The organism is Mycobacterium kyogaense (genome assembly GCF_036946525.1).
GTDB classification, from domain to species: Bacteria; Actinomycetota; Actinomycetes; order Mycobacteriales; family Mycobacteriaceae; genus Mycobacterium; species Mycobacterium kyogaense_A.
Genome location: NZ_JAQIIY010000006.1, coordinates 1 through 23,351, shown reverse-complemented (window position 1 = coordinate 23,351; position 23,351 = coordinate 1). Strand labels below are relative to the sequence as shown.

Sequence of the window (23,351 nt, the reverse complement as noted above, 5' to 3'; positions counted from 1 at the left end):
GTGACATGAGCGCCGCCCAGATCCAGGGCACGTGCCGTGGTTGCCGAGCGCCCCGGCTGCATCGAGTGCTCGACCTCGGGTCGGTCCCCGCTGCTGATCACTTCCCGCCCGCCGAGACACCGCCGACAGCGGGGGAGGCGGCGCACCCGCTCGCCATGGTCGTCTGCCACGAATGCGGTCTGGCTCAGCTGGCCGACGACGACACCGAGACCGCCGAGCCGCGCGGTGTGGAACCGCAGGCCCTCAAAGACCAAGCAGCCGAGGCCATCTCCCGGGTTGCGGCAGCCGACCTGCTTCCCGGCGGGACGGTGCGCGAATTCGGCAGCCCGCACGGGGGTAGCTGGCTGCCCCTGCTGACCGAGCGGGGTTACCTGGGCTCAGAGGGGCCCGCCGATGTGGTCCTTGACTGTTTCGGCATCATGCACGACGCCGATCAGGCGGCGGCGTTCGCCCGGCGAGCGGCCACCACCGCGCCCGGCGGGGTGTTGCTCCTGCAATTCCACACACTGGCCGCCATCGTCGCCGGTGGGCAGTGGAATGCGTTGCGCCACGGTCATTTCGCGTACTACTCCACGCCGGCCCTCGTGGCGCAGCTCGCCCGGGTCGGCATGCGAGCCGTCGACGCGTGGACCTTCGACCTGTACGGCGGCACGGTGCTGGTCGCCGCGGTGCACGGCAGCGGTGAGCCCGGTCCCGCGGTGGCCGAGCTGCTCGAGGCAGAGGCCACCATGACGGACCCCGCGACCGTCGCGACCCTGCAGGATGCCGCCGAGACCCAGACCGTCGCGCTGCGGTCCTGGCTCGAAGAGGAACGTCGGGCGGGCCGCCGGGTGTACGCCTACGGTGCGGCCTCGCGGGCGGTCGCGCTGTTCAGCCGGGCCGGCGTGGACGCCTCGCTGATCGCTGCGGTTGCCGACGCATCGACCGCCAAGCAGGGCCGAAGGATGCCCGGCACCGACATCCCGATCATCTCTCCGAAGGACCTCGTCGCGGCGCAGCCCGACACGGTGCTCCTCACCCTGCCCGATCTGCTGGGCGAGGTGTCGACGCGCTTCCCGGAGTTGGACGGCCGCTGGGTGGTCGATGACTTCACCATGGAGACAAGGGTTTTCGCCGGATCTCGGCTGCTGCAGGACCGTCTGCACGATCTCGTTCCCGGTGGTGCCCACACCTATGCCCGCGGTGCGGACCAATACCCGGAATCGATGCCGCCGGTGCTGACACACGGCGCAGGGTGCCGCGTGTGGGACGTCGACGGCAACGACTACGTCGAGTACGGCATGGGTCTGCGCGCGGTGACACTCGGGCACGGCTACCCACCCGTCGTCGAGGCGGTGACCCGCGCGATCGCCGGCGGCGTCAACTTCAGCCGGCCCACCGTCGCGGAAGTCTCTGCGGCCGAGGACTTCCTGGCTGTGGTGCCGGGAGCCGACATGGTCAAGTTCGCCAAGAACGGCTCCGACGCGACGACCGCGGCGGTCCGGCTGGCCCGGGCGGTCACCGGTCGCGTCACCGTGGCCATCTGCGATCAGCCGTTCTTCTCCACCGACGACTGGTTCATCGGCACCACGCCGATGGCCGGCGGCATCCCGTCAGAGCACGCCGGGGCCACGAAGCGCTTCCCCTACAACGATCTCGGTGCGCTGGCCGCCCTGCTCTCCGAACACGACGTCGCCTGCGTCGTGATGGAGGCCGCGACCGCCACGGCCGACCCCGAGCCGGGTTATCTGCAGGGCGTGCGTGAACTGTGCGACCGGCACGGCACGCTGCTGGTCTTCGACGAGATGATCACCGGCTTCCGCTGGGCGGCCGGTGGCGCGCAGTCCGTGTACGGCGTGACCCCGGATCTGTCGTGCTGGGGCAAGGCGATGGCCAACGGTTTCCCGCTGTCGGCACTGGCGGGCCGCCGCGAGTACATGGAATTCGGCGGGCTGCGTACCGACGCCGACCGGGTCTTCCTGCTCTCGACCACGCACGGCCCGGAAACGGCGTCGCTGGCCGCGTTCCGGGCCGTCGTCGCGGCGTACCGCAGCGAGGATCCGGTGGCCCGGATGGAAGAGGCCGGCCGCCGGTTGGCCGCGGGGGCGAACGCGGTCATCGCCGACGCGGGGCTGTCCGATCATCTGACGGTGACGGGCCGCCCGTCATGCCTGGTGTTCGTCACCCGCGATGCCGAGGGCGCGCCGTCGCAGGCCTATCGCACGCTCTTCATGCAGGAACTGCTGCGCCGCGGTGTGCTCGGTCAGTCGTTCGTGACGTCGGCGGCACACGACGACGAGGCCATCGACCACACGATCGCGGCTGTGCGGGGCGCACTGCCCGTATACCGCTATGCGATCGACGCGGGCGACGTGGCGGGCCTTCTCCAGGGCCGACCGGTGGCTCCGGCGCTGCGGCGCACCGCCGCACCGCGCCGGCTCAACCCGTCGGCGTCACTCGGCGGCCCGCGTGGCGGGGTGTACCGCAATCAGTCCTAATGCGCTGCGCCGCTTGCACATTGCCGCCAGCTCAGCGTAGGCCTTCTCGCCGAGAAGCTCGGTCAACTCGGGGGCGTAGGACTGCCACACCGGCTTCTCTCCGACGTGGGCGTTGGGGTCGCCGGTGCAGTACCAGGTCAGGTCGAGCCCGCCCTCGCCCCAGCCGCGCCGGTCGTATTCGGTGATCGTCGACTTCAGGATCTGCGAGCCGTCGGGCCGGTCGACCCACTCCTGCGTGCGCCGGATCGGCAGCTGCCAGCACACCTCCGGTTTGAGGGTCAGCGGTTCCACCCCCAGCTGCAGCGCCTTGGTGTGCAGCGAGCACCCGATGCCGCCAGGCCAGCCCGGACGATTCAGGAAGATGCACGCGCCCTTGTACTTTCGCGTCCGCCAGGTGGGCTCGTCGTCATACTCGTCGAGTTCCAGGTAGCCCTTCTTGCCCAACCCTTTGTCCCGGAACTGCCAGTCCTCGTCGGTGAGCAGCTTCACGGCGTCGTCGAGCTTGGCACGGTCGTCGTCGTCGGAGAGAAACGCGCCGTGCGAACAACATCCGTCGTCGGGGCGGTCGGCGACGGTGCCCTTGCAGGCCGGTGTGCCGAACACGCAGGTCCAGCGTGACAGCAGCCACGTCATGTCCGCGGAGATCAGATGTTTGGGGTCTTCGGGGTCGTAGAACTCCACCCACTCGCGGGCGAAATCGAGTCCCACCTCACCCGGGTACGGACCAGTCACGGTTTTCCACGGTAGACCCATTAGGTTGGACGGGTGCGATTAGGCGTGCTCGACGTGGGCAGCAATACCGTTCACCTGTTGGTGGTGGACGCGCGCCGCGGTGGGCACCCCACACCGATGAGTTCGACCAAGGCCTCCCTGCGGCTGGCCGAGGCCATCGACACCTCCGGGAAGCTGACGCGCAGGGGTGCCGACAAGCTCATCGGCACGATCGACGAGTTCGCCAAGATCGCCACCAGTTCGGGATGTTCGGAACTGATGGCGTTCGCGACGTCGGCGGTGCGTGACGCGAAGAACTCCGAAGACGTGTTGTCGCGGGTCAAGTCGGACACCGGCGTGGATCTGCGTGTGCTCAGCGGCGTCGACGAGTCACGGCTGACGTTCCTGGCGGTGCGTCGTTGGTACGGCTGGAGCGCCGGCCGCATCATCAACATCGACATCGGCGGCGGCTCACTCGAACTGTCCAGCGGCGTCGACGAGGAACCCGATGTGGCGATGTCGCTGCCCCTGGGCGCCGGCCGGCTGACTCGCGAGTGGCTGCCCGAAGATCCGCCCGGCCGCCGGCGCGTGGCGATGCTGCGGGATTGGCTGGCCAACGAACTCTCCGAAGCGGGGTCCGCGATCGCCGAAGCCGGCAGTCCCGATCTGGCGGTCGCGACGTCGAAGACGTTCCGTTCGCTGGCCCGGCTCACCGGTGCGGCACCGTCGGGGGCCGGTCCGCGCGTCAAGCGCACGCTGACGGCTGCGGGTCTTCGTCAGCTCATAGCTTTCATCTCTAGGATGACCGCGTCCGACCGTGCCGAGCTGGAAGGAGTCAGCGCCGACCGTGCGCCGCAGATCGTAGCGGGCGCCCTGGTGGCCGAGGCGAGCATGAAAGCCCTAGGTATCGAAAGCGTAGACATTTGCCCGTGGGCGTTGCGGGAGGGCTTGATCCTGCGGAAACTCGACAGCGAAGCCGACGGTACGGCGCTCGTGGGCGGGCATTCGCCCTCGGGGCGGGTGTCGGTGCGCAATGCTGGACGGTAAGCAGGCAACCGCGAGGGCGAGCAGGCGATGACTGGACCAGACGACTACACCAACACCCGGCCGATCTCGGTCGCCGAGCTGCTGGCCAAGAACGGCACCATCGGCGCACCCCCGGTCGGTGGTCGCCGTCGCCGTCGTCGCGGTAACGCCGACGCTGTCACCGTCGCCGAGCTCACCGGCGAGATCCCGATCGTCCGGCCCGACGAACCCGCCGCCGCCCCCGAGCCGGAGCCCGAACCCGAACCGGAGCCCGTCGCGGAGACGGTCGAGGACGATCCGGACGTCGATGAGGCCGACGACATCGATGACGTCCCTGACGTCGACGAAGCCGACGACGACGCGGATGACGCCGATGACGTGGCCGATGCGGCTGAGGTGACCGAGGCCGACGACGAGCTGGTCGAGGTCGAGGACTCCGATCCCGACAGCGCCGACGAGGTCGAGGTCGACGAGGCCGAAGCCGACGACGACGCCGTGGTCGAGGACACTCCTGACGAGCCGCAGGTTGCCCCGGCGCGCCGCTCTCCGTTCGGCCGGTTCGGCCGCAAGAGCGCCCCGGCCGTCGACGCGGAGCTGATGAGCCCTGATCCGGTCGACGCCGATGCCCCCGCCGACGTCGACGAGGCGGTGTCCGAGCAGCCCGAGGCCGAGACCGCCACCGACACCGAGACCGACGACACAGCAGACGACCCCGAACACACAGACGACGCAGCAGAGGACGACACAGCAGAGGACGACGCAGCAGAGGACGACGCAGCAGACGACGAACTGCCGTCGTACCTGCGCTCCACCCAGGATCCGTTGTTCGGTGGGGAGACGGTTGCCGACGACGTGGCCCGCCGGGGCGGGCAGCGGGCGTCGCTCGACCTCGACGAGGACGACGAGGACGAGGATGAGGACGAGCCGCGTCAGATGTCGCCGGTGGTCCACGGCCTGTGGGTGGTGGGTCAGAGCGTCGTGGCCGTCGCGTTCGGCGCCGGCTTGTTCGTCGCGTTCGACCAACTGTGGAAGTGGAACAACATCGTCGCGCTGGTGTTGTCGGTGCTGGTGATCCTGGGCCTGGTCGTCGGTGTCCGGGTGGTGCGCAAGACCGAGGACATCGGTAGCACGCTCATCGCGGTGGCGGTCGGCGCGCTGGTCACGCTCGGGCCGCTGGCGTTGCTGCAATCGGGCTGACCGGGGTGCGCCCTGCCATCAAGGTCGGTCTCTCCACGGCCTCGGTCTATCCGCTGAAGACCGAGGCTGCGTTCGAGATGGCCGCCACGCTCGGATACGACGGTGTCGAGCTGATGGTGTGGGCGGAGTCGGTCAGCCAGGACATCGACGCCGTCGAGGAGTTGTCGAGGCGCTACGACGTCCCGGTGCTCTCGGTGCACGCGCCGTGCCTTCTCATCTCGCAGCGGGTGTGGGGTGCGAATCCGATCGCCAAGCTGGACCGCAGCGTGCGGGCCGCCGAGCAGCTGGGGGCCCAGACCGTCGTGGTCCATCCGCCGTTCCGCTGGCAGCGGCGTTACGCCGAGGGGTTCGCCGCGCAGGTGGCCGAACTCGAGGCGAGCAGCGACGTCATGGTGGCCGTGGAAAACATGTTCCCGTTCCGTGCCGACCGCTTCTTCGGCGCCGGGCAGACGTCGATCGAACGGATGCGCAAGCGCGGGGGCGCCCCCGGGCCGGGCATCTCGGCGTTCGCGCCGTCCTACGATCCGCTCGACGGTGGCCACGCGCACTACACACTGGACCTCTCGCACACCGCGACCGCGGGCTCCGACGCCGTCGACATGGCACGACGCATGGGGGAGGGGCTGGTGCACCTGCACCTGTGCGACGGCAGTGGCGCCTCGACCGACGAGCACCTGGTCCCCGGCCGCGGAACACAACCCACGGTGGACATCTGCGAGACGCTGGCCGCCGGCGACTTCGCGGGCCACGTGATCCTGGAAGTGACGACCTCGGGCGCGCGGTCGGTGGCCGAGCGCGACGAGTTGCTGACCGAATCGTTGCAATTCGCCCGCACGCACCTGCTGCGCTGACCCGGCGCTGAACTATTGAGGAACCCATGACGAGCTCCACTCTGTTCACCGATGCGATGGCGCTGACACCCGACGGTGCCGGTAGCTATCACGGGCTGCTGAACGAGCACTGGACCATCGGCCCGAAGGTGCACGGCGGCGCGATGCTCGCATTGTGCGCCCACGCTGCGCGCACCGAACTCGGCGAGCCCGGCGTGGAACCCATTGCGGTGTCGGGCAGTTTCCTATGGGCGCCCGACCCCGGCCCGATGCAGGTCGTGACCACGGTGCGTAAGCGCGGTCGGCGCGTGAGCCTGATCGACGTGGAGCTGAACCAGGGTTCGCGCACCGCGCTGCGGGCCGCCATCACGCTGGCGCGCCCCGAAGGCCATGTGCCGCCGCTGCTGTCGGACAACCCGGTGCTGCGGTTGATGACGCCGGACCCGCCCCCGGGGCTGGAACCGATCGGTCCCGGCCATCCAATGGCCGACGTCGTCCACCTCGCCCGCGGCTGCGACATCCGCCCGTCGCTGAGGTCTTTCACCCCGCGCGGCGACGGGGGCCCACCGATGATCGAGTACTGGGTGCGTCCCAGGGGCACGGCGCCCGACGTGCTGTTCGCGCTGCTGTGCGGTGACGTGTCGGCGCCGGTCACGTTCGGGGTCAACAGGTTCGGCTGGGCGCCCACGGTGCAGCTGACGGCCTACGTGCGGGCCGTGCCGGCCGATGGCTGGCTGAGAGTGATGTGCACGACGACCCAGATCGGGCAGGAGTGGTTCGACGAGGACCACATCGTCGTGGATTCCCAAGGGCGCATCATCGTGCAGACCCGCCAATTCGCGATGGTGCCCGCCGCGCCCGACTGAATCCGAACGGCCCGCCGTGTCATGCTGTGCGGCATGGCCAGAATCGCGATCATCGGCGGCGGGAGTATCGGAGAGGCGCTGCTGGCAGGACTGCTGCGGGCCGGGCGTCAGACCAAGGATCTGGTGGTCGCGGAGAAGAGCCCGACGCGTGGCGCGTATCTGGCGGAGAAGTACTCGGTCCGGATCGCCTCGGTGGCCGAGGCGGTCGACACCGCGACGTACGTGATCGTCGCGGTCAAGCCCTCCGACGTCGGCAGCGTCGTCGGTGACATCGCCGATACGGCGGCGCGCGCCGAAAGTGACGCCGACGAGCAGATCTTCGTGACGGTGGCGGCCGGGGTGAGTGCGGCCTACTTCGAGAACAAGCTGCCCGCCGGTTCGCCCGTGGTGCGGGTGATGCCGAACGCGCCGATGCTGGTCGGTGGCGGGGTCAGTGCGGTCGCGCCGGGACGGTTCGCCACCGCCGAGCACGTCCGTGGGGTGTCCTCACTGTTCGACGCCGTCGGCGGAGTGCTGACCGTGTCCGAGAACCAGATCGACACCGTGACCGCGGTCTCCGGGTCCGGTCCGGCGTACTTCTTCCTGATGGTCGAGGCGCTCGTGGACGCCGCGGTGGACGGGGGGCTGACCAGATCCGTGGCCACCGATCTGGTGGTGCAGACGATGGCGGGCTCGGCGGCGATGCTGCTGGAGCGGCTGGATGCCGAAGGCAACGACGCCGGCGCAGCATCGGGCCCGTCGGGAGCGATGGCGTCACCGACCGACACCTCGGCCGCCCAGCTGCGGGCCATGGTCACCTCGCCCGGGGGCACCACAGCCGCTGGGCTGCGGGAACTCGAGCGGGGAGGGCTGCGCGCGGCGGTCGCCAACGCGGTCGAGGCCGCGAAAACCCGCTCTGAGCAGCTAGGAATTACACCCGAGTAGTTCGGCAATTTCGGACTGATTAGCCCACACCCGTCGCAGTAACCCCACCCGCCACGCTATTCTCCCAGTGGTAAGTGTGGGTCGGTGCCAGCGGTGGGGAAGCCGCTGGAACTGCCCGCGCCTGATGGATTGGGTTGCGATGACGTCTATGAACGGGCCGTCGGCGCGGGATTCAGCCAGCGGAAAGGCCGCGCGTGACGCCGGCCAGTCCGATGGTCAACCGCCTCGTGCGCAATTTCTCACCGTGGCCGAGGTGGCCAGCCTGATGCGGGTCAGCAAGATGACCGTGTATCGGCTGGTGCACAACGGTGAGCTGCCGGCGGTGCGGGTCGGTCGGTCGTTCCGCGTCCACGCCAAAGCCGTTCACGACATGTTGGAGAGCTCGTACTTCGACGCGGGCTAGTTTGCTCTTCGCGCAAGCGCTCATCGCCGGCTAGTCCCGGGCCGCAGACGGGTGGATTTCGGCGCGGGGACCGTCGCAGGTAGTGTGACCGGTCGAGATCGTCGAAAAAACCGAGGTAGCGGAGTTCATGGGTTCTGTCATCAAGAAGCGGCGTAAGCGCATGTCGAAGAAGAAGCACCGCAAGCTGCTTCGTCGCACCCGGGTGCAGCGCAGAAAACTCGGCAAGTAGTCCTGCGGCGTCTGCCGCTAGGCTGCGGAGATGGATGCTGGGGGTAACTCGGGCGGCTCCGATGCCCGAGACGGTCTGAACTACCCCAAGGTCGTTCTGGTCACCGGTGCCTGCCGATTCCTCGGCGGGTATCTGACCGCTCGGCTGGCGCAGAATCCGCTGATCAACCACGTGATCGCGGTCGACGCGATCGCCCCGAGCAAGGATCTCCTCCGTCGGATGGGTCGCGCGGAGTTCGTCCGCGCCGACATCCGGAATCCGTTCATCGCCAAGGTGATTCGCAACGGCGACGTCGACACCGTGGTGCACGCCGCGGCGGCGTCCTACGCGCCGAGGTCCGGTGGCCGCGCCACGCTCAAGGAACTGAACGTGATGGGCGCGATCCAGTTGTTCGCGGCCTGCCAGAAGGCGCCGTCGGTGCGCCGGGTGATCCTGAAGTCGACGTCGGAGATCTACGGGTCGAGTGCCCGTGATCCCGTGCTGTTCGCCGAGAGCAGCAGCCGGCGCAGGCCACCCGGGGAAGGGTTCGCCCGCGACAGCATCGACATCGAGGGCTATGCGCGCGGGCTGGGCCGCAGACGGCCCGACATCGCCGTCACGATCCTGCGGCTGGCCAACATGATCGGGCCGGCGATGGACACCGCGTTGTCGCGCTACCTGGCCGGTCCGGTGGTGCCGACGATCATCGGCCACGACGCCCGCATGCAGCTGCTGCACGAACAGGACGCGCTGGGGGCGTTGGAGCGGGCGACCATCGCGGGCAAGGCGGGCACCTTCAATGTGGGTGCGTCCGGGGTGATCATGATGAGCCAGGCGGTTCGCCGCTCCGGGCGGCTCGCGCTCCCGATGCCCCGTGCCGCGCTGTCGCTGTGGCGGGCCGGCCGCACGACCGAGCTCGACCGGGAGCGCCTGGACTACCTCAGCTACGGCCGGGTCATGGACACCAGCCGGTTGCGCACCGAGCTCGGCTTCACCCCGAAGTGGACCACGACCGAGGCCTTCGACGACTACGTGCGCGGCCGGGGACTCAAGCCCATCGTGGATCCGAACTGGGTTTCTGCTGTGGAGCACCGCGCAGTGTCGGCAGCGGCGCGCTTCGGACGCTAGACTCAGTGCTCAGCGAGGGGGCGGGGACACCCTAGCTCGAGGGCCAGGAAGGTGAGAAGCGAGACGGTGGCGGGCGAGTCAAAAGCGAAAGTCATTCCCCTGCACTCGAATTCGAGTCGTAGCGCAGCGGCCCGTCGAGCGGCGGCGCAACGGGGAGATCGATCTCGGCGGCATCCGTCTCTGTACGGCGACGCCGATGGGCGCGCCACCGCCGAAGAGTTGTCCGCCGTCGTCCGCGACATCGACGCCCATCGCGGCGACGGAGCCGGGTTCGGCGCGGCGCAGGACAACGCCCCGAGTGAACTCGCCACACGGATCGCTGCGGTAGCCGACTTCATCCGCAAGAGGATGGTCGGCGACTACACCGTCGACGAATTCGGCTTCGATCCCCACCTGAACAATGCGGTCTTCCTGCCCGTGCTGCGGGTGCTGTTCAACTCGTGGTTCCGGGTCGAGGTCAGCGGTGTCGAGAACCTGCCGGAGTCCGGCGCCGGTCTCGTGGTCGCCAACCATGCCGGCGTGCTGCCCTTCGACGGGCTCATGACATCGGTCGCGGTCCGCGACAACCATCCCGCGCAGCGCGATCTGCGTCTGCTGGCCGCGGACATGGTGTTCGACATGCCGTTCGTCGGGCAGGCCGCACGCAAGGCCGGCCACACGATGGCGTGCACCGACGACGCCCACCGACTGCTGGCCGCCGGCGAGCTCACCGCGGTGTTCCCCGAGGGTTACAAGGGCCTGGGTAAGCCCTTCAAGGACCGCTACAAGCTGCAGCGCTTCGGTCGCGGTGGCTTCGTCTCCGCGGCGTTGCGCACCAAGGCGCCGATCGTGCCCTGCTCGATCGTCGGCTCCGAAGAGATCTATCCGATGGTCGCCGACGTGAAATTGCTGGCACGGCTCCTCGGCCTGCCGTACTTCCCGGTGACCCCGCTGTTCCCCCTGGCAGGCCCGCTCGGCGTGGTGCCGCTGCCGTCCAAGTGGTACATCCAGTTCGGCGAGCCCATCGACACAGCCGGCTACGACGACTCGGCCGCCGACGACCCGATGATCACCTTCGAGATCACCGACCAGGTCCGCGAGACCATCCAGCAGACGCTCTACCAGCTGCTGGCCAACCGCAGGAACACCTTCTTCGGCTGATCTCCTGCGGTCCTACTGGGCGGTCTGCTTTGCCACCATCGCGCGCAGCGCTTCGTCACGTCGTGCGGCGATGCGGTCGCTGATCTCGTCGGCCTCGGTATCCGACTCCGCCTCACCCATCACCGTGACGACGCTGGTCAGAACCGGCTCGCCGCGCTCGTCGGTCACTTCGCCGCGAACCTCGGTGAGCACCGCGCCGTGTGACTCGGTCACCGAGTCCAGGTAGGAGTCGAAGAACAGTTTGTCCCCGGCCAGGATCGGCCGGTGGAAGGTGATCTTCTGGTCGCGGTGCAGGACGCGCTCCATGTTGATCGGAACGTCGAACTGGTTGAAGATCTCCAGCTGCACCCGCCGGCCGGCGACCGCGAGGAAGGTCAGCGACGCGATCAGGGCGTCATGGCCGCACTCCTTGGCGGCCTCCTCGCTGTGGTGCGCGGGATGGTCGTCTTTGACGGCGCGGGCGAACTCCCGGATCTTCTCGCGGTCGACCTCGAAATAATCGGGATACCGGTAGTGGGTCCCGATGATGTTCTCGGCGATGGTCATGAGGCGCGAGCCTATCAGCGGTGCGGGAGGCTATTTGGGGTCGCGACGGGACACCACGGCCGCCAACGCGCCGCCGGCGGCACCCAGCGCGAGCGCCGACGGCACGCCGATGCGCGCCGCTTTGCGGGCGGTGCGGAAGTCGCGGATCTCCCACCCGCGCTCACGCGCCAGGTCGCGCAGGTCGGCGTCGGGGTTGATCGCGACGGCGGTACCGACCAGCGACAGCATCGGCACGTCGTTGAAGCTGTCGGAGTAGGCGGTGCAGCGGCGCAGGTTCAGGCCCTCGCGGATGGCCAGCGACCGCACGGCATGCGCCTTGCCGGTGCCGTGCAGGATGTCACCCACCAGCCGCCCGGTGAACACGCCGTCGACCGACTCGGCGACCGTGCCCAGCGCACCGGTGAGCCCGAGCCTGCGGGCGATCGTGTCGGCCAGCTCGTAGGGCGTTGCCGTGACGAGCCACACCTGCTGACCGGCGTCGAGGTGCATCTGCGCCAACGCCCGGGTGCCCGGCCAGATCTTGTCGGCGATGATCTCGTCGTAGATCTCCTCGCCGAGAGCCACCAGCTCCGCGGTCGGACGGCCCTCGATGAACGCCAGGGCCTTGCGACGCCCCGCCGCCACGTCGTCGCTGTTCTCGCGGCCGGTGAGCTGGAACTTCGCTTGCGCCATCGCGAAGCGGGCCAAGTCCTTGTAGGTGAAGTACTCGCGAGCCGCCAGCCCGCGCGCGAAGTGCACCAGCGACGAGCCGTGCACCAGCGTGTTGTCCACGTCGAAGAACGCGGCGGCAGTCAGATCCGGGGGAGGCGGCGGCGGGCCGGGCACCTCGCCGCCGGTCTCGATAGCGGGATCGACGATGCCCTCGGCCGCGACCGCGGCGCTGCTCTCCCCGGCGATCTGCTGCGCCCGGGAGTCGATGCCGATCTCAGTACCGTCGGACACGGATACAACAGTAGGTCACCGGGTCGCGATACTGGCGGGGTGGATCGTGCCGTGCACCTACTCACCCGCCAGGGTTGCCCGATGTGTCAGAAGGTGGCCGGCCGGTTGGCCGAGCTGCGCGACGAGCTCGGGTTCACGCTGCGCGTCACCGACGTCGACGAGGCCGCGGCGGCCGGGGACAAGGCTCTGCGCGCCGAGTACGGTGACCGCCTGCCCGTCGTCCTGCTCGACGGTGTCGAGCACGGCTACTGGGAACTCGACGAACCGAGGTTGCGCGCGGATCTCGCCGGCTGAGGCGAATTTGGCTGCCCAGCTGGTCAGCGATTACCGTGGTGGGGTGGTGAGGAAGCCGTGAGCGTACTGCTTTTCGGGGTTTCGCACCGGAGCGCGCCCGTGTCGGTGCTCGAGCAACTCAGCACCGACGAGGCCGATCAGGCCAAGATCATCGAGCAGATCCTGCAATCTTCGCTGGTCACCGAGGCCATGGTGTTGTCGACCTGCAACCGCGTCGAGGTGTACGCGGTGGTCGAGGCCTTCCACGGCGGTCTTTCGGTCATCGGCCAGGTGCTGGGCGAGCACTCCGGGATGTCGTTGCAGGATCTGACCCGGTACGCCTACGTCCGCTACGCCGAAGCCGCCGTCGAGCACCTCTTCTCCGTCGCCAGCGGACTCGATTCCGCCGTGGTCGGCGAGGCGCAGGTTCTCGGCCAGGTGCGCCGCGCGTACGCGACCGCCGAGGCGAATCACACCGTGGGCCGCACGCTGCACGAGCTGTCGCAGCGCGCGCTGTCGGTCGGCAAGCGCGTGCACTCGGAGACGGGCATCGACGCGGCCGGCGCATCGGTGGTCTCCGTCGCCCTGGACATGGCCGAAGCTCGTATCGGGTCGCTCGCCGGGCGGTCTGCCGTCGTGGTGGGCGCCGGCTCGATGGGGGCCCTCGCGGCCAAGCAGCTGATGCGTGCCGGCATCGAGCGCATCCATGTGGTGAATCGCTCACTGCCGCGTGCCAAGCGCCTCGCCGAGAACGTCCGCAGCGACGGGCTCGCCGCGGAGGCGTTTCCGTTCGACCATCTGCCGCCGCTTCTCACCGACGCCGACGTGGTGGTCAGCTGTACCGGCGCCGTGCGGCCCGTCGTGACGCTCGCCGACGTGCACCGCGGCCTGGCGCAGCGACTGGGCGGCACGAAGCAGCTGGTCATGTGCGATCTGGGCATGCCCCGCGACATCGACCCCGCGGTCGCCGGACTGCCCGGCGTCGATGTCATCGACATGGAGCGCATCCTGCGGGAGCCGACCGCGCGCACGGCGACCTCCGATGCCGAGGCGGCCCGCACCATCGTCGCCGCGGAGGTGGCCGACTACCTGACCGGTCAGCGGATGGCCGAGGTCACGCCGACCGTCACCGCGCTGCGTCAACGGGCCGCCGACGTCGTCGAGGCGGAACTGCTGAGGCTGGACAATCGGTTGCCGGGGCTGGATTCGGCGTACCGCGACGAGGTCGCCAAGACGGTGCGGCGGGTCGTCGACAAGCTCCTGCACGCCCCCACGGTGCGCGTGAAGCAGCTGGCGGGCGCACCAGGCGGAGACAGCTACGCCGAGGCGTTGCGTGAGCTGTTCGAACTCGACCAGCACGCCGTCGACGCCGTGGCCGGCAGTGAGCTCGGCGCTGTCGCAGTTGACGAAATGACCGTTCGCGCAACCGATCTCGATAGCGCAGAGTGATCACAGAGTGATCCGCATCGGCACGCGGGGCAGCCTGCTGGCCACCACCCAGGCAGGCTTCGTCCGTGATGCTCTCATCGCCCGCGGGCACGCCGCTGAGCTGGTGATCATCTCCACCGAAGGGGACCGTTCTTCCGCGCCGATCGCCGAGATCGGCATCGGTGTGTTCACCGCCGCACTGCGCGAGGCGATTGCCGACAACACCGTCGACATGGCCGTGCACTCCTACAAAGATCTGCCGACCGCAGCCGACCCCCGCTTCGTGATCGCCGCGATCCCGGTGCGCGAGGACGCCCGCGACGCGCTGGTGGCCCGCGACGGGCTGGTGCTCGGCGAGTTGCCGGCCGGCTCGGTGGTCGGCACATCGTCCCCGCGACGGACGGCGCAGCTTAGAGCACTGGGTCTCGGTTTGGAAATCCGCCCCCTACGAGGCAACCTAGATACCAGGTTGAACAGGGTAAGCAGCGGTGATCTCGACGCCGTCGTCGTGGCCCGGGCGGGATTGGCCCGCATCGGTCGCCTCGACGCTGTCACCGAGACGTTGGAACCGGTACAGATGTTGCCGGCGCCGGCTCAAGGTGCGTTGGCGCTCGAGTGCCGTGCCGGTGATTCCGGCCTGGTCTCGGTGTTGGCAGAGCTCGACGACGCCGACACCCGGGTCTCGGTTACCGCAGAGCGGACCCTGCTCGCCGAACTGGAGGCGGGGTGCTCCGCACCGGTAGGCGCGATCGCCGAGGTGGTCGAGTCGATCGATGAGGACGGTCGCGTCTTCGAAGAGGTGTCGCTGCGCGGCTGCGTGGCGACGCTGGACGGATCCGACGTGATCCGAGCGTCCGGCATCGGGACACCCGAGCGGGCACGAGAGCTGGGGCTCTCGGTGGCCGCGGAGCTGTTCGAGCTGGGCGCGCGGGAACTGTTGGACGATCGCGGGAGAGGGACATGACTCGCCAGATGACCTTGCGAGGACGCAAGGGCAAGCCCGGCCGCATCACGTTCGTCGGCTCGGGACCCGGGGACCCGGGTCTGCTGACGACGCGCGCCCGCACGGTATTGGCCAACGCGGCCTTGGTCTTCGTCGACCCCGACGTACCGGAAGCGGTGCTCGCGCTGGTCGGCTCCGAACTGCCCCCGCCGTCGGGGCCGTTGCCGGCCGAGGCGCCCGACGCCGGTGACCCGGCCGCCGCGCCCGCTGAGACGGCCGAGCCCTCGATCCCCGGTGGCCCCGACATCCGGCCCGCTCTGGGCGATCCGGCCGAGGTCGCCAAGACGCTGGCCACCGAGGCGCGCACCGGTGTCGACGTGGTCCGCCTCGTCGCCGGTGATCCGCTGTCGATCGACGCCGTCATCACCGAGGTCAGTGCGCTGGCACGCACCCAGCTTGCGTTCGAGATCGTCCCGGGCCTGCCGGACACCTCAGCTGTGCCGACCTACGCCGGTCTGCCGCTCGGCTCGTCGCACACCGTCGCCGATGTCCGCGACCCGCAGGTGGATTGGGCCGCGCTGGCCGCCGCACCGGGGCCGCTGATCCTGCACGCGACCGCGTCGCACCTGCCCGAGGCCGCGCGCACGCTGATCGAGTACGGGCTGGCTGACAGCACGCCCGCCGTCGTGACCGCCAACGGGACCACCTGTGCGCAGCGGTCCGTCGAGACCACGCTGGCCGGCCTGCTGGACAAAACCGTGCTGGACAAGCCCGCCGGCGTCGAGCCGTCCGGTCCGCTGACCGGCACGCTGGTCGTCACGATCGGCCGGACCGTGGCCAACCGCTCGAAGCTGAACTGGTGGGAGAGCCGCGCCCTGTACGGCTGGACCGTGCTGGTGCCGCGCACCAAGGACCAGGCAGGCGAGATGAGCGAGCGGCTCGTCGGCCACGGCGCGCTGCCGATCGAGGTTCCGACCATCGCGGTCGAACCACCCCGCAGCCCGGCCCAGATGGAAAGGGCCGTCAAGGGTCTCGTCGACGGCCGATTCCAGTGGGTGGTGTTCACCTCTACCAACGCGGTGCGCGCGGTGTGGGAGAAGTTCAACGAGTTCGGGCTGGACGCGCGTGCGTTCTCGGGCGTGAAAATCGCCTGCGTCGGGCAGGCCACCGCCGACCGGGTTCGCGCCTTCGGGATCAACCCCGAGCTGGTGCCGACCGGGGAGCAGAGCTCGCTGGGTCTGCTCGACGAATTCCCGCCGTACGACGACATTTTCGATCCGGTGAACCGGGTGCTGCTGCCCCGCGCCGACATCGCCACCGAGACCCTGGCCGAAGGGCTGCGGGAGCGGGGCTGGGAGATCGAGGACGTCACCGCCTACCGGACGGTGCGCGCGGCCCCGCCCCCGGCACAGACCCGCGAGATGATCAAGACCGGCGGCTTCGATGCGGTGTGCTTCACGTCGAGTTCCACGGTGCGCAACCTCGTCGGCATCGCTGGTAAGCCGCACGCCCGCACCATCGTGGCGTGCATCGGACCGAAAACCGCTGAGACGGCAGCAGAATTCGGGCTGCGCGTCGATGTGCAACCGGAGGTGGCCGCGGTCGGGCCGCTCGTCGAGGCGCTGGCCGAGCACGCTGCCCGGCTGCGCGCCGAGGGCGCGCTTCCGCCCCCGCGGAAGAAGAGCCGCCGCCGCTAACCGCAAGGACGGTCATGCCTTACCCGAGTCATCGTCCGCGGCGGCTGCGGTCCACTCCGGCCATGCGCCGGTTGGTGTCCGAGACGTCAGTGCAGGCACGCCAGCTCGTGCTGCCGATGTTCGTCGCCGACGGTATCGACGAACCGCGTCCGATCGCGTCCATGCCGGGAGTCGTTCAGCACACCCGTGATTCGCTGCGTCGCGCGGCGGCCGACGCGGTCGACGCGGGTGTGGGCGGGCTGATGCTGTTCGGGGTTCCGCGCGACGAGGACAAGGATGCGCGCGGCTCGGCAGGCACCGACCATGACGGCATCCTCAACGTCGCGCTGCGCGATCTGTCCGCCGATGTCGGCGATGCGACGGTGCTGATGGCCGACACCTGCCTCGACGAGTTCACCGACCACGGGCACTGCGGCGTCGTCGACGACCGCGGCCGAGTGGACAACGACGCCACCAACCGTCGCTACGTCGAACTCGCTGTGGCGCAGGCGGATTCGGGCGCACACATGGTGGGTCCCAGCGGCATGATGGACGGGCAGGTCGCGGCCATCCGCGAGGGACTCGACGCCGCGGGGCACATCGACACCGCGATCCTGGCCTACGCCGCGAAGTTCGCCTCGGGGTTCTACGGTCCGTTCCGAGATGCGGTGTCCTCGAGTCTGACAGGGGATCGCCGCACCTATCAGCAGGAGCCCGGCAACGCGCGCGAAGCGCTGCACGAGGTGGACCTGGACATCGACGAGGGCGCCGACGTCATCATGGTAAAACCTGCGATGTCCTACCTCGACATCGTCGCGGCCGCAGCGGACCGTTCACCGGTTCCCGTTGCCGCATACCAGGTGTCGGGGGAGTACTCGATGATCTGCGCGGCCGCCGACAACGGCTGGATCGACCGGGACACGGTCGTGCTGGAGTCGTTGACCGGCATCGTCCGAGCCGGCGCCGACATCGTGCTGACCTACTGGGCCGCCGACGTGGCCCGCCGCCTCTCGTGACGGAGCCGACGGAGCCCGGTCCGGTCCGCCCGCCCGACGTGGACACCGGCTTCTGGCTGTGGGTGGCCGCGCTGCCGCTGATGACCGCCGGCTTCGTCGTGGACCTGGTGTCCGGCCCGCAGCGGGTGAGCGGCCTGATGCTCGCGATCAGCCTCGTGTTCCTCGCGGTGCTCGTCTCGGTGGTGGCCACGTTCCTCGTGCTGCTGCGGCAGGGCTACCGCTGGGTGCGTACCTGCCTGACCGGCGGGGCGATCGCGGCCGTGGTGTTCTCGGTCAGCGAGCTGTTCAGCATCGACCGTTCCGAGGCGGCCGCCCTGATGTATGCGGGCGCGGTGATCGTCGGCTCCGTCCTGGTGTGCGGGGGCGTGTTCCTGCTCCACCGCAAGGACGCCCACGAGTTCTTCACCCGCTGATTGGCTACCCTGACCTCGATGCCGACCTCCGCTTCCCGCCCTCGCCTCGTCGACGCCTCGTTCTGGTGCTTCATGGGCGGCGCGGTGATCATGATCGTCGGCGGACTGATGTCGGCAACCGCGACGTTCGATGCCGCCCGGCTGGCGATCCCCGCCGACGTGAGCGACGAGCGCGTCCGCAACTACCTGATCGTCTATCGTCTGATCGGTGTCGGGGCGGTGCTGGCCGCCGGGGCGCTGGCCTTCCTGGCGAGCAAGGCGCGGGCTGGCGACAGCCGGTTCCGGATGGCCACGCTGGCTCTGGCGTTCTCGCTCGTCGGCGTCGTGCTGCTCCTCGCTGTCGGCCTCGGGGTGGGGCAGCCGCTCATCCTGGTCGCCGCGCTGCCGATCCTCGTCGGTGTCGCGCTGATGACGCGGCCGTCCGTTCGGGCCTGGTATGAGCGGGCGCCGGAGGGGAAGGAGCTGCCATGACCGAGTCCACTGCGCCGCCGGCGAGCGAGGTGCTGTTCTACGAGCAGGGCGCCAGTTGGCTGTGGGTGCTCGCAGGCCCGGGGGCCGGTATCGCCATGGCGCTGATCCAGCTGTCGGCAGGCGTCGTCCAGTGGATCGTTCCGGTGCTGTTCTTCGTACTCGTGACCCTGTTTCTCGGCGTCCAGGTGAAGGCGGCGCGCATCCACACCTCGGTGGAGCTGACCGTGGACACGCTGCGCCAGGGCACCGAGGTCACCCGGACCGCCGACATCGTGCGGGTGTATCCCGAGGCCGAGGGTTCGGAGACCCCGAAGTGGCAGTCTGCGCGCGCTCTGGGCGAGCTGACGGGCGTGCCGCGGGGCCGCACGGGCATCGGGCTGCGGCTGACCAACGACCGGACCGCCCAGGCATGGGCCCGTAAGCATCAGCTGCTGCGGGCGGCGTTGACGAACCTCGTCGAGGAGCGCATCCCGCCGGAGAGGGCGTCGTGACGCGCAGGTCCGTCGTCGAGGTGTCGCTGGCGGTGCTGGCCGTCGTCGGGTGCGTGGTCTCTTGGCTGGCAGCGAGCCGGACGGTGGTCGTCGCACCGGTTCTCGACGGGCAGCCCTCGACCACGTCGCAGGTGTACTACGCGCCGCTGCTGACGCTGTCGCTGCTCCTGGCGACGGTGGCCGGGGTGCTGATCGTGCTCGTCATCGCGCGCCGACGTGCGCCGGCACCCCCACTGCCCGCCTCCCCACCGGCCTCCCCACCGGCCGCGGAATAGCGTTCCTGGCTGCCACCGGGCGCGAATCGCAGCCCTGGCTTCTCACCCGGCGCACCTGGACCACCCGCTGCACTGTGCCCCTGGCCACACCCTCTTGGTACAAAGTGCAAAATTTGTAACACTGTCTCTCATGACGGAGTTGGCGCGCACGCCGGAACCCCTCGACGACGCACTGCCCCTGGGCCCGGGCTCGCTGGTGTGGAAGTACTTCGGCGACAACAGGATGTACCTGATCGGACCGCGGCCCGCGGTGCTGCAGAACATGCTCGCCGAGCTCGGGCAGGGTGTGTACGACCATTCGACGTTCTTCGCCGACACCGCCGAACGGCTGCGTCGCACCATCCCGCCGATCTTCAACACCGTCTACGGCTCCGACACCGAGAACGCCGGCACCCAGGTCCGCGACTTCCATCACCACGTCAAAGGCGAGTTGCCCGGCACCGATCGCCGCTACCACGCCCTCGATCCCGACACCTATTTCTGGGCGCACGCGACGTTCGTCGAGCAGATCTACTACTTCGCCGACACGTTCGTGAAGCGCCTGAGCCCCGCCGAACGCGAGCAGATCTGGCAGGAATCCAAGACCTGGTACCGGCGCTACGGGGTCAGCGATCGGCCGATGCCCGCGACCTACGCCGAGTTCGAGCGCTACTGGGACACCATGATGGAACGCGTTCTCGTCGCGCACCCGTCTGCGAAGTACGGCGTCGGCTACGTCACCAAGGGCTTGCCGAAGCCCAAGGCCGTGCACCCCCTGGTGTGGCGTCTCGTCGCACCGGTCTTCAACCCGCTCGCCGCGTTCCTCACCACCGGCGGGCTCCCGCCGCGCGCCCGCGATCTGCTGGACCTGCCGTGGTCGCAGCGTCAGGAACGGCGCTACCAGCGGTTCGCGGCGTTCTGGCGCTCACGGCCGGTCAACTGGACGTGGGACCATCTCCCGATGCGTGTGCGCTACACCGGATATGCCCTCAAGGGCTATGCCCGGGGCTGACGCCACGGCGCACATCCTCGACGCCGCTGTGGTCGAGTTCGAGCGCCACGGCTACCGACGTGTGGCCCTCGACGACGTCGCCCGTCGCGCCGGGGTCAGCCGCACCACGATCTACCGGCGCTTCGCCAACAAGGACGAGCTCGTCGGCGCCGTCATCGAGCGCGAGAACATCCGGCTGTTCGCCCACATCGCCGCTGAATTGAAAAGGGTTGCACCGCAAGAGGATTACTACATCGAGGCGTTCACGCTGTCGATCATGGAGTTCCGCAACCACCGGGTGCTGCACCGCATGGTCGACGACGATCCGGGGCTGGCCCTGGAGCTGGCGGGGCGCTACCACCGGGCCGCTATCGCGCGGATGGTCGACGCCCTGCAGCAGATCTTCCCGCCCGGCTTCGCCGACCGCATCGGGCCCGAGGCCGTCGAGGACTTCGCCGACTGCATCCTGCGCTATGCCGAGATGGTGCTGCTGCTGCCGAGCGCGCAACCTCTCGAGACGGCCGACGACGTCCGCGCGTTCGCCCGCCGGCACTTCCTGCCCAGCCTGCCCGTCGCGCTGCGTGGCGCACTCATCTGAGCGGGACCCGCTGTTTCGTTGCTCACACTTTCGGGCAGTCCCTTGGCCATGAGCGCCGACGACACCTCCACCGAACAGCGGTCCCCGGACGACACCCCCAATGTCGAACTCGAGCACGTGACCGAGGCCCCGGATTCCGACGAGCAGAACCTCACCGAGAAGCCGGAAGTCACCGACGAGCACCGCGAGAAGGCCAAAGAGATGGCCGAGGCATACAAGGAAGAGAACTTGCAGACCACCACGCTGCCCGGAAGCAGCGGCACGGTGTCGGGCACGTCGGTGACGGACTGGGTCGACGACGAGGACAAGGGCAAGATCGAGACCAGCGCCGACATCGGCAATGTCGAGTACCGCAGCACCGACGAGTTCAAGGAGAAGCTCGAAGGCTGACTGCCGGGGTGGGTGGACGCGTTCTTGCCTAGGCTGAGGGCGTGACCCCTCTGGCGCGGATCGCACCCGCTTTCGTGGGAGATGGCCCACTCGATCGTGTGGGCGTCGGTCGCCACCGTCGATGCGGACAGCAAACCGCGCACGCGCATCCTCCACCCGATCTGGCAGTGGGACGGCACCGATCTCTTCGGCTGGATCGCGACGGTGCCTAGCCCGGTCAAGCGCGCCCACCTCGCCGTCCACCCTGACGTGTCGGTCAGCTACTGGACCACCACACACGACACCTGCAGCGCCGAGTGTCTGGTCGAGTGGTACACCGACGACGAGACCCGTCGAGACGTGTGGCAGCGGTTCGCCACCGCGCCGCCGCCCGTTGGCTACGACCCTGCGATCATCCCGTTCTGGGCCGACGGACCCACCAGCGACCAGTTCGCGGTGCTGCGGCTGGCGCCCTACCGGCTGCGGGTGATGCCAGGAACGACGATGACCGCCGGGACCGGCGAGGTGCTGAACTGGCGGGCGGAATGACGGTGCGCGACGAGCGTGCGGTCGACGTCCGGTCGCTGCCGCCGGTTGCCGCGCAACCCCCTCCCGTTGCGGGAGCTCGTGAAGCTGGTCCGGCGGCTCGACACGGGACAGGAGGTCATCCGCGACGCCGGTGGTCCGGTGACCCGTATCCAACTCGGACCCTCCGGCGTCGTGCCGGCCATCGTCGCGGTGACGTCGCCGGCCGGGATGCGGGATGTGCTGGGCCGCAACGACGCCGCCACCGACCGGTGCATCATCCACGACGAGGTGCGCCAGATGGCCGGGGACAGTTTGTTCGTCCTGCCGAACGAGCAGTGGCGTCCCCGCAAACGCGCGCTGCAGCCGGTGTTCACCAAGCTCAACGTCCGCACGTTCGGCGGCCACATGTCCGGTGCGGCGCAGGCGTTCGTGGACCGCTGGCCAGGTGGCGGAGAAGTCGACCTGGACACGGAGTGCCGTCGCGTCGCGATGCAGTCGCTGGCCGCTCCGTGCTCGGTGTCGACCTGAACGAGCGCGGCGACACGATTGCCCGGTGCATGCACGTGGCGTCGTCCTACACGGCCGACCGCGCACTGCGCCCGGTGCGGGCACCGCGGTGGATGCCCACCCTGGCCCGCCGGCGGGCGCGCCGCGCAGTGGACGCGATGCGGCTGATCACCGACGAGATGGTGCAGGCGTGCCGGGACGACCCGGATCGCGATGCACCGCTGGTGCAGGCGCTGATCAGGGCAAGCGATCCGCAGACCGGTCGCCCCCTGACCGACGAGGAAATCTCCAACGATCTGCTGATCTTCATGCTGGCCGGCCACGACACGACAGCGACGGCGCTGACGTATGCGCTGTGGGTTCTCGGGCATCACCCGGAGATCCAGGACAGGGTCGCGGCCGAGGCATCCGCGATCGGGGACGGGGAGCTGACCCCGGCCGACGTGTCGCGCCTCGGCTACACCGTGCAGGTGCTTCACGAGGCGGTCCGGCTGTGTCCGCCGGCGGCCGGGGTGGCCCGGGTGGCCACCCGCGACCTCGAGGTGACGGGCTACCGCGTGCCGGCGGGCAGCCTGGTGGCGCTGGGCCTGTACGCGCTGCACCACGACCCCGAGCTGTGGCCCGATCCGATGACGTTCGACCCGGACCGGTTCAGCCCCGAGAACGTCGCCGCACGCGACCGCTGGCAGTTCCTGCCCTTCCTCGGTGGTTCGCGGCCCTGCATCGGGGAGCACTTCGCCCGTCTGGAGACGACGCTGGCGCTGGCCACAGTGGTCCGTGCGATGACCGTGGAGTCGCTGGACGACGACTTCGCATGCGAGGTGCCGTTCACCACGGTGGCCAAGGGACCGATCAGAGCCCGGCTGCGTACCCGGACGTGAGCAGCACGGCCTGCTCGAACGGCAGCACCGCGAACAGCGGCCGCATCCATCCGGTCACCGCCGGCGCCGCCTCGGCCTTGCTCATGACGCGGGGATTCGTGACCGCACAGGTCC

At 69.3% G+C, this 23,351-nt stretch carries 25 protein-coding genes and 3 pseudogenes; 25 read left to right on the top strand and 3 right to left on the bottom strand.

Translation table 11 applies throughout. The features are described 5' to 3' along the window. Window positions 1–5: 5 nt before the first annotated feature. Both PGN37_RS02240 and PGN37_RS02235 read left to right on the top strand, forming a co-directional pair. Window positions 6–1,037: pseudogene (locus PGN37_RS02240) on the top strand (class I SAM-dependent methyltransferase); the annotation flags it as partial. A 57-nt stretch (window positions 1,038–1,094) separates the two neighbouring features. Continuing rightward, window positions 1,095–2,477: a glutamate-1-semialdehyde 2,1-aminomutase gene (locus tag PGN37_RS02235; protein WP_335329762.1), complete on the top strand. Its 1,383-nt coding sequence runs from the start codon at window positions 1,095–1,097 to the stop codon at window positions 2,475–2,477. On the opposite strand, the gene PGN37_RS02230 is transcribed toward PGN37_RS02235, so the two are convergent. Next, window positions 2,433–3,230: a hypothetical protein gene (locus PGN37_RS02230; protein WP_335329395.1), complete on the bottom strand. Its 798-nt coding sequence runs from the start codon at window positions 3,228–3,230 to the stop codon at window positions 2,433–2,435. The genes PGN37_RS02235 and PGN37_RS02230 overlap by 45 nt on opposite strands. A 12-nt stretch (window positions 3,231–3,242) precedes the next feature. Here PGN37_RS02230 and PGN37_RS02225 point away from each other — a divergent pair, with 12 nt between their 5' ends. The 9 genes from PGN37_RS02225 (at window position 3,243) to PGN37_RS02185 (ending at window position 10,910) form a co-directional block, all read left to right on the top strand. Next, window positions 3,243–4,235, top strand: coding sequence for a Ppx/GppA phosphatase family protein (locus tag PGN37_RS02225; protein WP_335329394.1), 993 nt, complete (start codon window positions 3,243–3,245; stop codon window positions 4,233–4,235). A gap of 27 nt (window positions 4,236–4,262) precedes the next feature. Beyond that, window positions 4,263–5,411 (top strand): hypothetical protein, encoded by a 1,149-nt coding sequence (locus PGN37_RS02220; protein WP_335329393.1) that lies wholly within the window; start codon window positions 4,263–4,265, stop codon window positions 5,409–5,411. A gap of 5 nt (window positions 5,412–5,416) precedes the next feature. Next, the gene (locus PGN37_RS02215) at window positions 5,417–6,262 is read left to right on the top strand and encodes a sugar phosphate isomerase/epimerase family protein (protein WP_335329392.1); all 846 of its coding nucleotides are present in this window, start codon (window positions 5,417–5,419) and stop codon (window positions 6,260–6,262) included. A 26-nt stretch (window positions 6,263–6,288) separates the two neighbouring features. After that, entirely contained in the window at window positions 6,289–7,107 is an 819-nt protein-coding gene (locus tag PGN37_RS02210; protein ID WP_335329391.1) for a thioesterase family protein, read from the top strand. A gap of 33 nt (window positions 7,108–7,140) precedes the next feature. Then, entirely contained in the window at window positions 7,141–8,031 is an 891-nt protein-coding gene (proC, locus tag PGN37_RS02205; protein WP_335329390.1) for a pyrroline-5-carboxylate reductase, read from the top strand. Window positions 8,032–8,170: 139 nt separating this feature from the next. After that, window positions 8,171–8,434, top strand: a complete 264-nt coding sequence (locus PGN37_RS02200) for a helix-turn-helix domain-containing protein (protein ID WP_143818113.1) — start codon at window positions 8,171–8,173, stop codon at window positions 8,432–8,434. 127 nt (window positions 8,435–8,561) lie between these two features. After that, window positions 8,562–8,663, top strand: a complete 102-nt coding sequence (locus tag PGN37_RS02195; protein WP_003402602.1) for a 30S ribosomal protein bS22 — start codon at window positions 8,562–8,564, stop codon at window positions 8,661–8,663. 30 nt (window positions 8,664–8,693) lie between these two features. Then, window positions 8,694–9,770, top strand: coding sequence for an SDR family oxidoreductase (locus PGN37_RS02190; protein ID WP_335329389.1), 1,077 nt, complete (start codon window positions 8,694–8,696; stop codon window positions 9,768–9,770). Between the two features lie 66 nt (window positions 9,771–9,836). Further along, complete coding sequence (locus PGN37_RS02185; RefSeq protein WP_335329388.1) at window positions 9,837–10,910, top strand: lysophospholipid acyltransferase family protein; 1,074 nt, start codon at window positions 9,837–9,839, stop codon at window positions 10,908–10,910. A gap of 12 nt (window positions 10,911–10,922) precedes the next feature. On the opposite strand, the gene PGN37_RS02180 is transcribed toward PGN37_RS02185, so the two are convergent. Next, entirely contained in the window at window positions 10,923–11,456 is a 534-nt protein-coding gene (locus PGN37_RS02180) for an FAS1-like dehydratase domain-containing protein (RefSeq protein WP_335329387.1), read from the bottom strand. A 30-nt stretch (window positions 11,457–11,486) separates the two neighbouring features. Then, the gene (locus PGN37_RS02175; RefSeq protein ID WP_335329386.1) at window positions 11,487–12,398 is read right to left on the bottom strand and encodes an HAD family hydrolase; all 912 of its coding nucleotides are present in this window, start codon (window positions 12,396–12,398) and stop codon (window positions 11,487–11,489) included. A gap of 39 nt (window positions 12,399–12,437) precedes the next feature. Here PGN37_RS02175 and PGN37_RS02170 point away from each other — a divergent pair, with 39 nt between their 5' ends. From PGN37_RS02170 to PGN37_RS02105, 14 genes and pseudogenes are all read left to right on the top strand, one after another. Further along, window positions 12,438–12,692, top strand: a complete 255-nt coding sequence (locus tag PGN37_RS02170; protein WP_335329385.1) for a glutaredoxin family protein — start codon at window positions 12,438–12,440, stop codon at window positions 12,690–12,692. Between the two features lie 57 nt (window positions 12,693–12,749). Beyond that, on the top strand, window positions 12,750–14,120 hold the full coding sequence (locus PGN37_RS02165) for a glutamyl-tRNA reductase (RefSeq protein WP_335329384.1): 1,371 nt from the start codon (window positions 12,750–12,752) through the stop codon (window positions 14,118–14,120). A gap of 7 nt (window positions 14,121–14,127) precedes the next feature. Then, window positions 14,128–15,063, top strand: a complete 936-nt coding sequence (gene hemC / locus PGN37_RS02160) for a hydroxymethylbilane synthase (RefSeq protein ID WP_335329383.1) — start codon at window positions 14,128–14,130, stop codon at window positions 15,061–15,063. A gap of 8 nt (window positions 15,064–15,071) precedes the next feature. Continuing rightward, window positions 15,072–16,739 (top strand): bifunctional uroporphyrinogen-III C-methyltransferase/uroporphyrinogen-III synthase, encoded by a 1,668-nt coding sequence (locus tag PGN37_RS02155; protein WP_335329761.1) that lies wholly within the window; start codon window positions 15,072–15,074, stop codon window positions 16,737–16,739. Between the two features lie 14 nt (window positions 16,740–16,753). After that, window positions 16,754–17,734, top strand: a complete 981-nt coding sequence (hemB, locus tag PGN37_RS02150) for a porphobilinogen synthase (protein ID WP_335329382.1) — start codon at window positions 16,754–16,756, stop codon at window positions 17,732–17,734. Further along, window positions 17,731–18,147, top strand: coding sequence for a hypothetical protein (locus PGN37_RS02145; RefSeq protein ID WP_335329381.1), 417 nt, complete (start codon window positions 17,731–17,733; stop codon window positions 18,145–18,147). Before hemB ends, PGN37_RS02145 begins: the two co-directional genes overlap by 4 nt. A gap of 18 nt (window positions 18,148–18,165) precedes the next feature. Beyond that, window positions 18,166–18,618 carry a hypothetical protein gene (locus PGN37_RS02140; RefSeq protein WP_335329380.1) on the top strand — a complete coding sequence of 151 codons (453 nt, stop codon included), beginning with the start codon at window positions 18,166–18,168 and terminating at the stop codon, window positions 18,616–18,618. After that, window positions 18,615–19,109, top strand: a complete 495-nt coding sequence (locus PGN37_RS02135; protein ID WP_335329379.1) for a DUF3093 domain-containing protein — start codon at window positions 18,615–18,617, stop codon at window positions 19,107–19,109. Before PGN37_RS02140 ends, PGN37_RS02135 begins: the two co-directional genes overlap by 4 nt. Beyond that, window positions 19,106–19,384, top strand: a complete 279-nt coding sequence (locus tag PGN37_RS02130) for a hypothetical protein (RefSeq protein ID WP_335329378.1) — start codon at window positions 19,106–19,108, stop codon at window positions 19,382–19,384. Before PGN37_RS02135 ends, PGN37_RS02130 begins: the two co-directional genes overlap by 4 nt. Before the next feature lie 130 nt (window positions 19,385–19,514). Beyond that, window positions 19,515–20,375: an oxygenase MpaB family protein gene (locus PGN37_RS02125; protein WP_335329377.1), complete on the top strand. Its 861-nt coding sequence runs from the start codon at window positions 19,515–19,517 to the stop codon at window positions 20,373–20,375. Further along, entirely contained in the window at window positions 20,362–20,952 is a 591-nt protein-coding gene (locus PGN37_RS02120; RefSeq protein ID WP_335329376.1) for a TetR/AcrR family transcriptional regulator, read from the top strand. Before PGN37_RS02125 ends, PGN37_RS02120 begins: the two co-directional genes overlap by 14 nt. 48 nt (window positions 20,953–21,000) lie before the next feature. After that, complete coding sequence (locus PGN37_RS02115; protein ID WP_335329375.1) at window positions 21,001–21,342, top strand: hypothetical protein; 342 nt, start codon at window positions 21,001–21,003, stop codon at window positions 21,340–21,342. Between the two features lie 41 nt (window positions 21,343–21,383). Continuing rightward, window positions 21,384–21,870: pseudogene (locus PGN37_RS02110) on the top strand (pyridoxamine 5'-phosphate oxidase family protein). Continuing rightward, window positions 21,867–23,237 (top strand): annotated as a pseudogene (locus PGN37_RS02105) (cytochrome P450). Before PGN37_RS02110 ends, PGN37_RS02105 begins: the two co-directional pseudogenes overlap by 4 nt. The last annotated feature ends 114 nt before the right edge of the window (window positions 23,238–23,351 follow it).

What these genes read in the sequence shown, in the direction of transcription:
- PGN37_RS02140 (WP_335329380.1), top strand. Translation starts at nt 18,166, where the DNA reads ATGCCGACCTCCGCTTCCCGCCCTCGCCTCGTCGACGCCTCGTTCTGG.
- PGN37_RS02235 (WP_335329762.1), top strand. Translation starts at nt 1,095, where the DNA reads ATGGAGACAAGGGTTTTCGCCGGATCTCGGCTGCTGCAGGACCGTCTG.
- PGN37_RS02135 (WP_335329379.1), top strand. Translation starts at nt 18,615, where the DNA reads ATGACCGAGTCCACTGCGCCGCCGGCGAGCGAGGTGCTGTTCTACGAG.
- PGN37_RS02220 (WP_335329393.1), top strand. Translation starts at nt 4,263, where the DNA reads ATGACTGGACCAGACGACTACACCAACACCCGGCCGATCTCGGTCGCC.
- PGN37_RS02210 (WP_335329391.1), top strand. Translation starts at nt 6,289, where the DNA reads ATGACGAGCTCCACTCTGTTCACCGATGCGATGGCGCTGACACCCGAC.
- PGN37_RS02195 (WP_003402602.1), top strand. Translation starts at nt 8,562, where the DNA reads ATGGGTTCTGTCATCAAGAAGCGGCGTAAGCGCATGTCGAAGAAGAAG.
- PGN37_RS02125 (WP_335329377.1), top strand. Translation starts at nt 19,515, where the DNA reads ATGACGGAGTTGGCGCGCACGCCGGAACCCCTCGACGACGCACTGCCC.
- hemB (WP_335329382.1), top strand. Translation starts at nt 16,754, where the DNA reads ATGCCTTACCCGAGTCATCGTCCGCGGCGGCTGCGGTCCACTCCGGCC.
- PGN37_RS02115 (WP_335329375.1), top strand. Translation starts at nt 21,001, where the DNA reads ATGAGCGCCGACGACACCTCCACCGAACAGCGGTCCCCGGACGACACC.
- PGN37_RS02180 (WP_335329387.1), bottom strand. Translation starts at nt 11,456, where the DNA reads ATGACCATCGCCGAGAACATCATCGGGACCCACTACCGGTATCCCGAT.
- PGN37_RS02190 (WP_335329389.1), top strand. Translation starts at nt 8,694, where the DNA reads ATGGATGCTGGGGGTAACTCGGGCGGCTCCGATGCCCGAGACGGTCTG.
- PGN37_RS02200 (WP_143818113.1), top strand. Translation starts at nt 8,171, where the DNA reads ATGACGTCTATGAACGGGCCGTCGGCGCGGGATTCAGCCAGCGGAAAG.
- PGN37_RS02230 (WP_335329395.1), bottom strand. Translation starts at nt 3,230, where the DNA reads ATGGGTCTACCGTGGAAAACCGTGACTGGTCCGTACCCGGGTGAGGTG.
- proC (WP_335329390.1), top strand. Translation starts at nt 7,141, where the DNA reads ATGGCCAGAATCGCGATCATCGGCGGCGGGAGTATCGGAGAGGCGCTG.
- PGN37_RS02120 (WP_335329376.1), top strand. Translation starts at nt 20,362, where the DNA reads ATGCCCGGGGCTGACGCCACGGCGCACATCCTCGACGCCGCTGTGGTC.
- PGN37_RS02155 (WP_335329761.1), top strand. Translation starts at nt 15,072, where the DNA reads ATGACCTTGCGAGGACGCAAGGGCAAGCCCGGCCGCATCACGTTCGTC.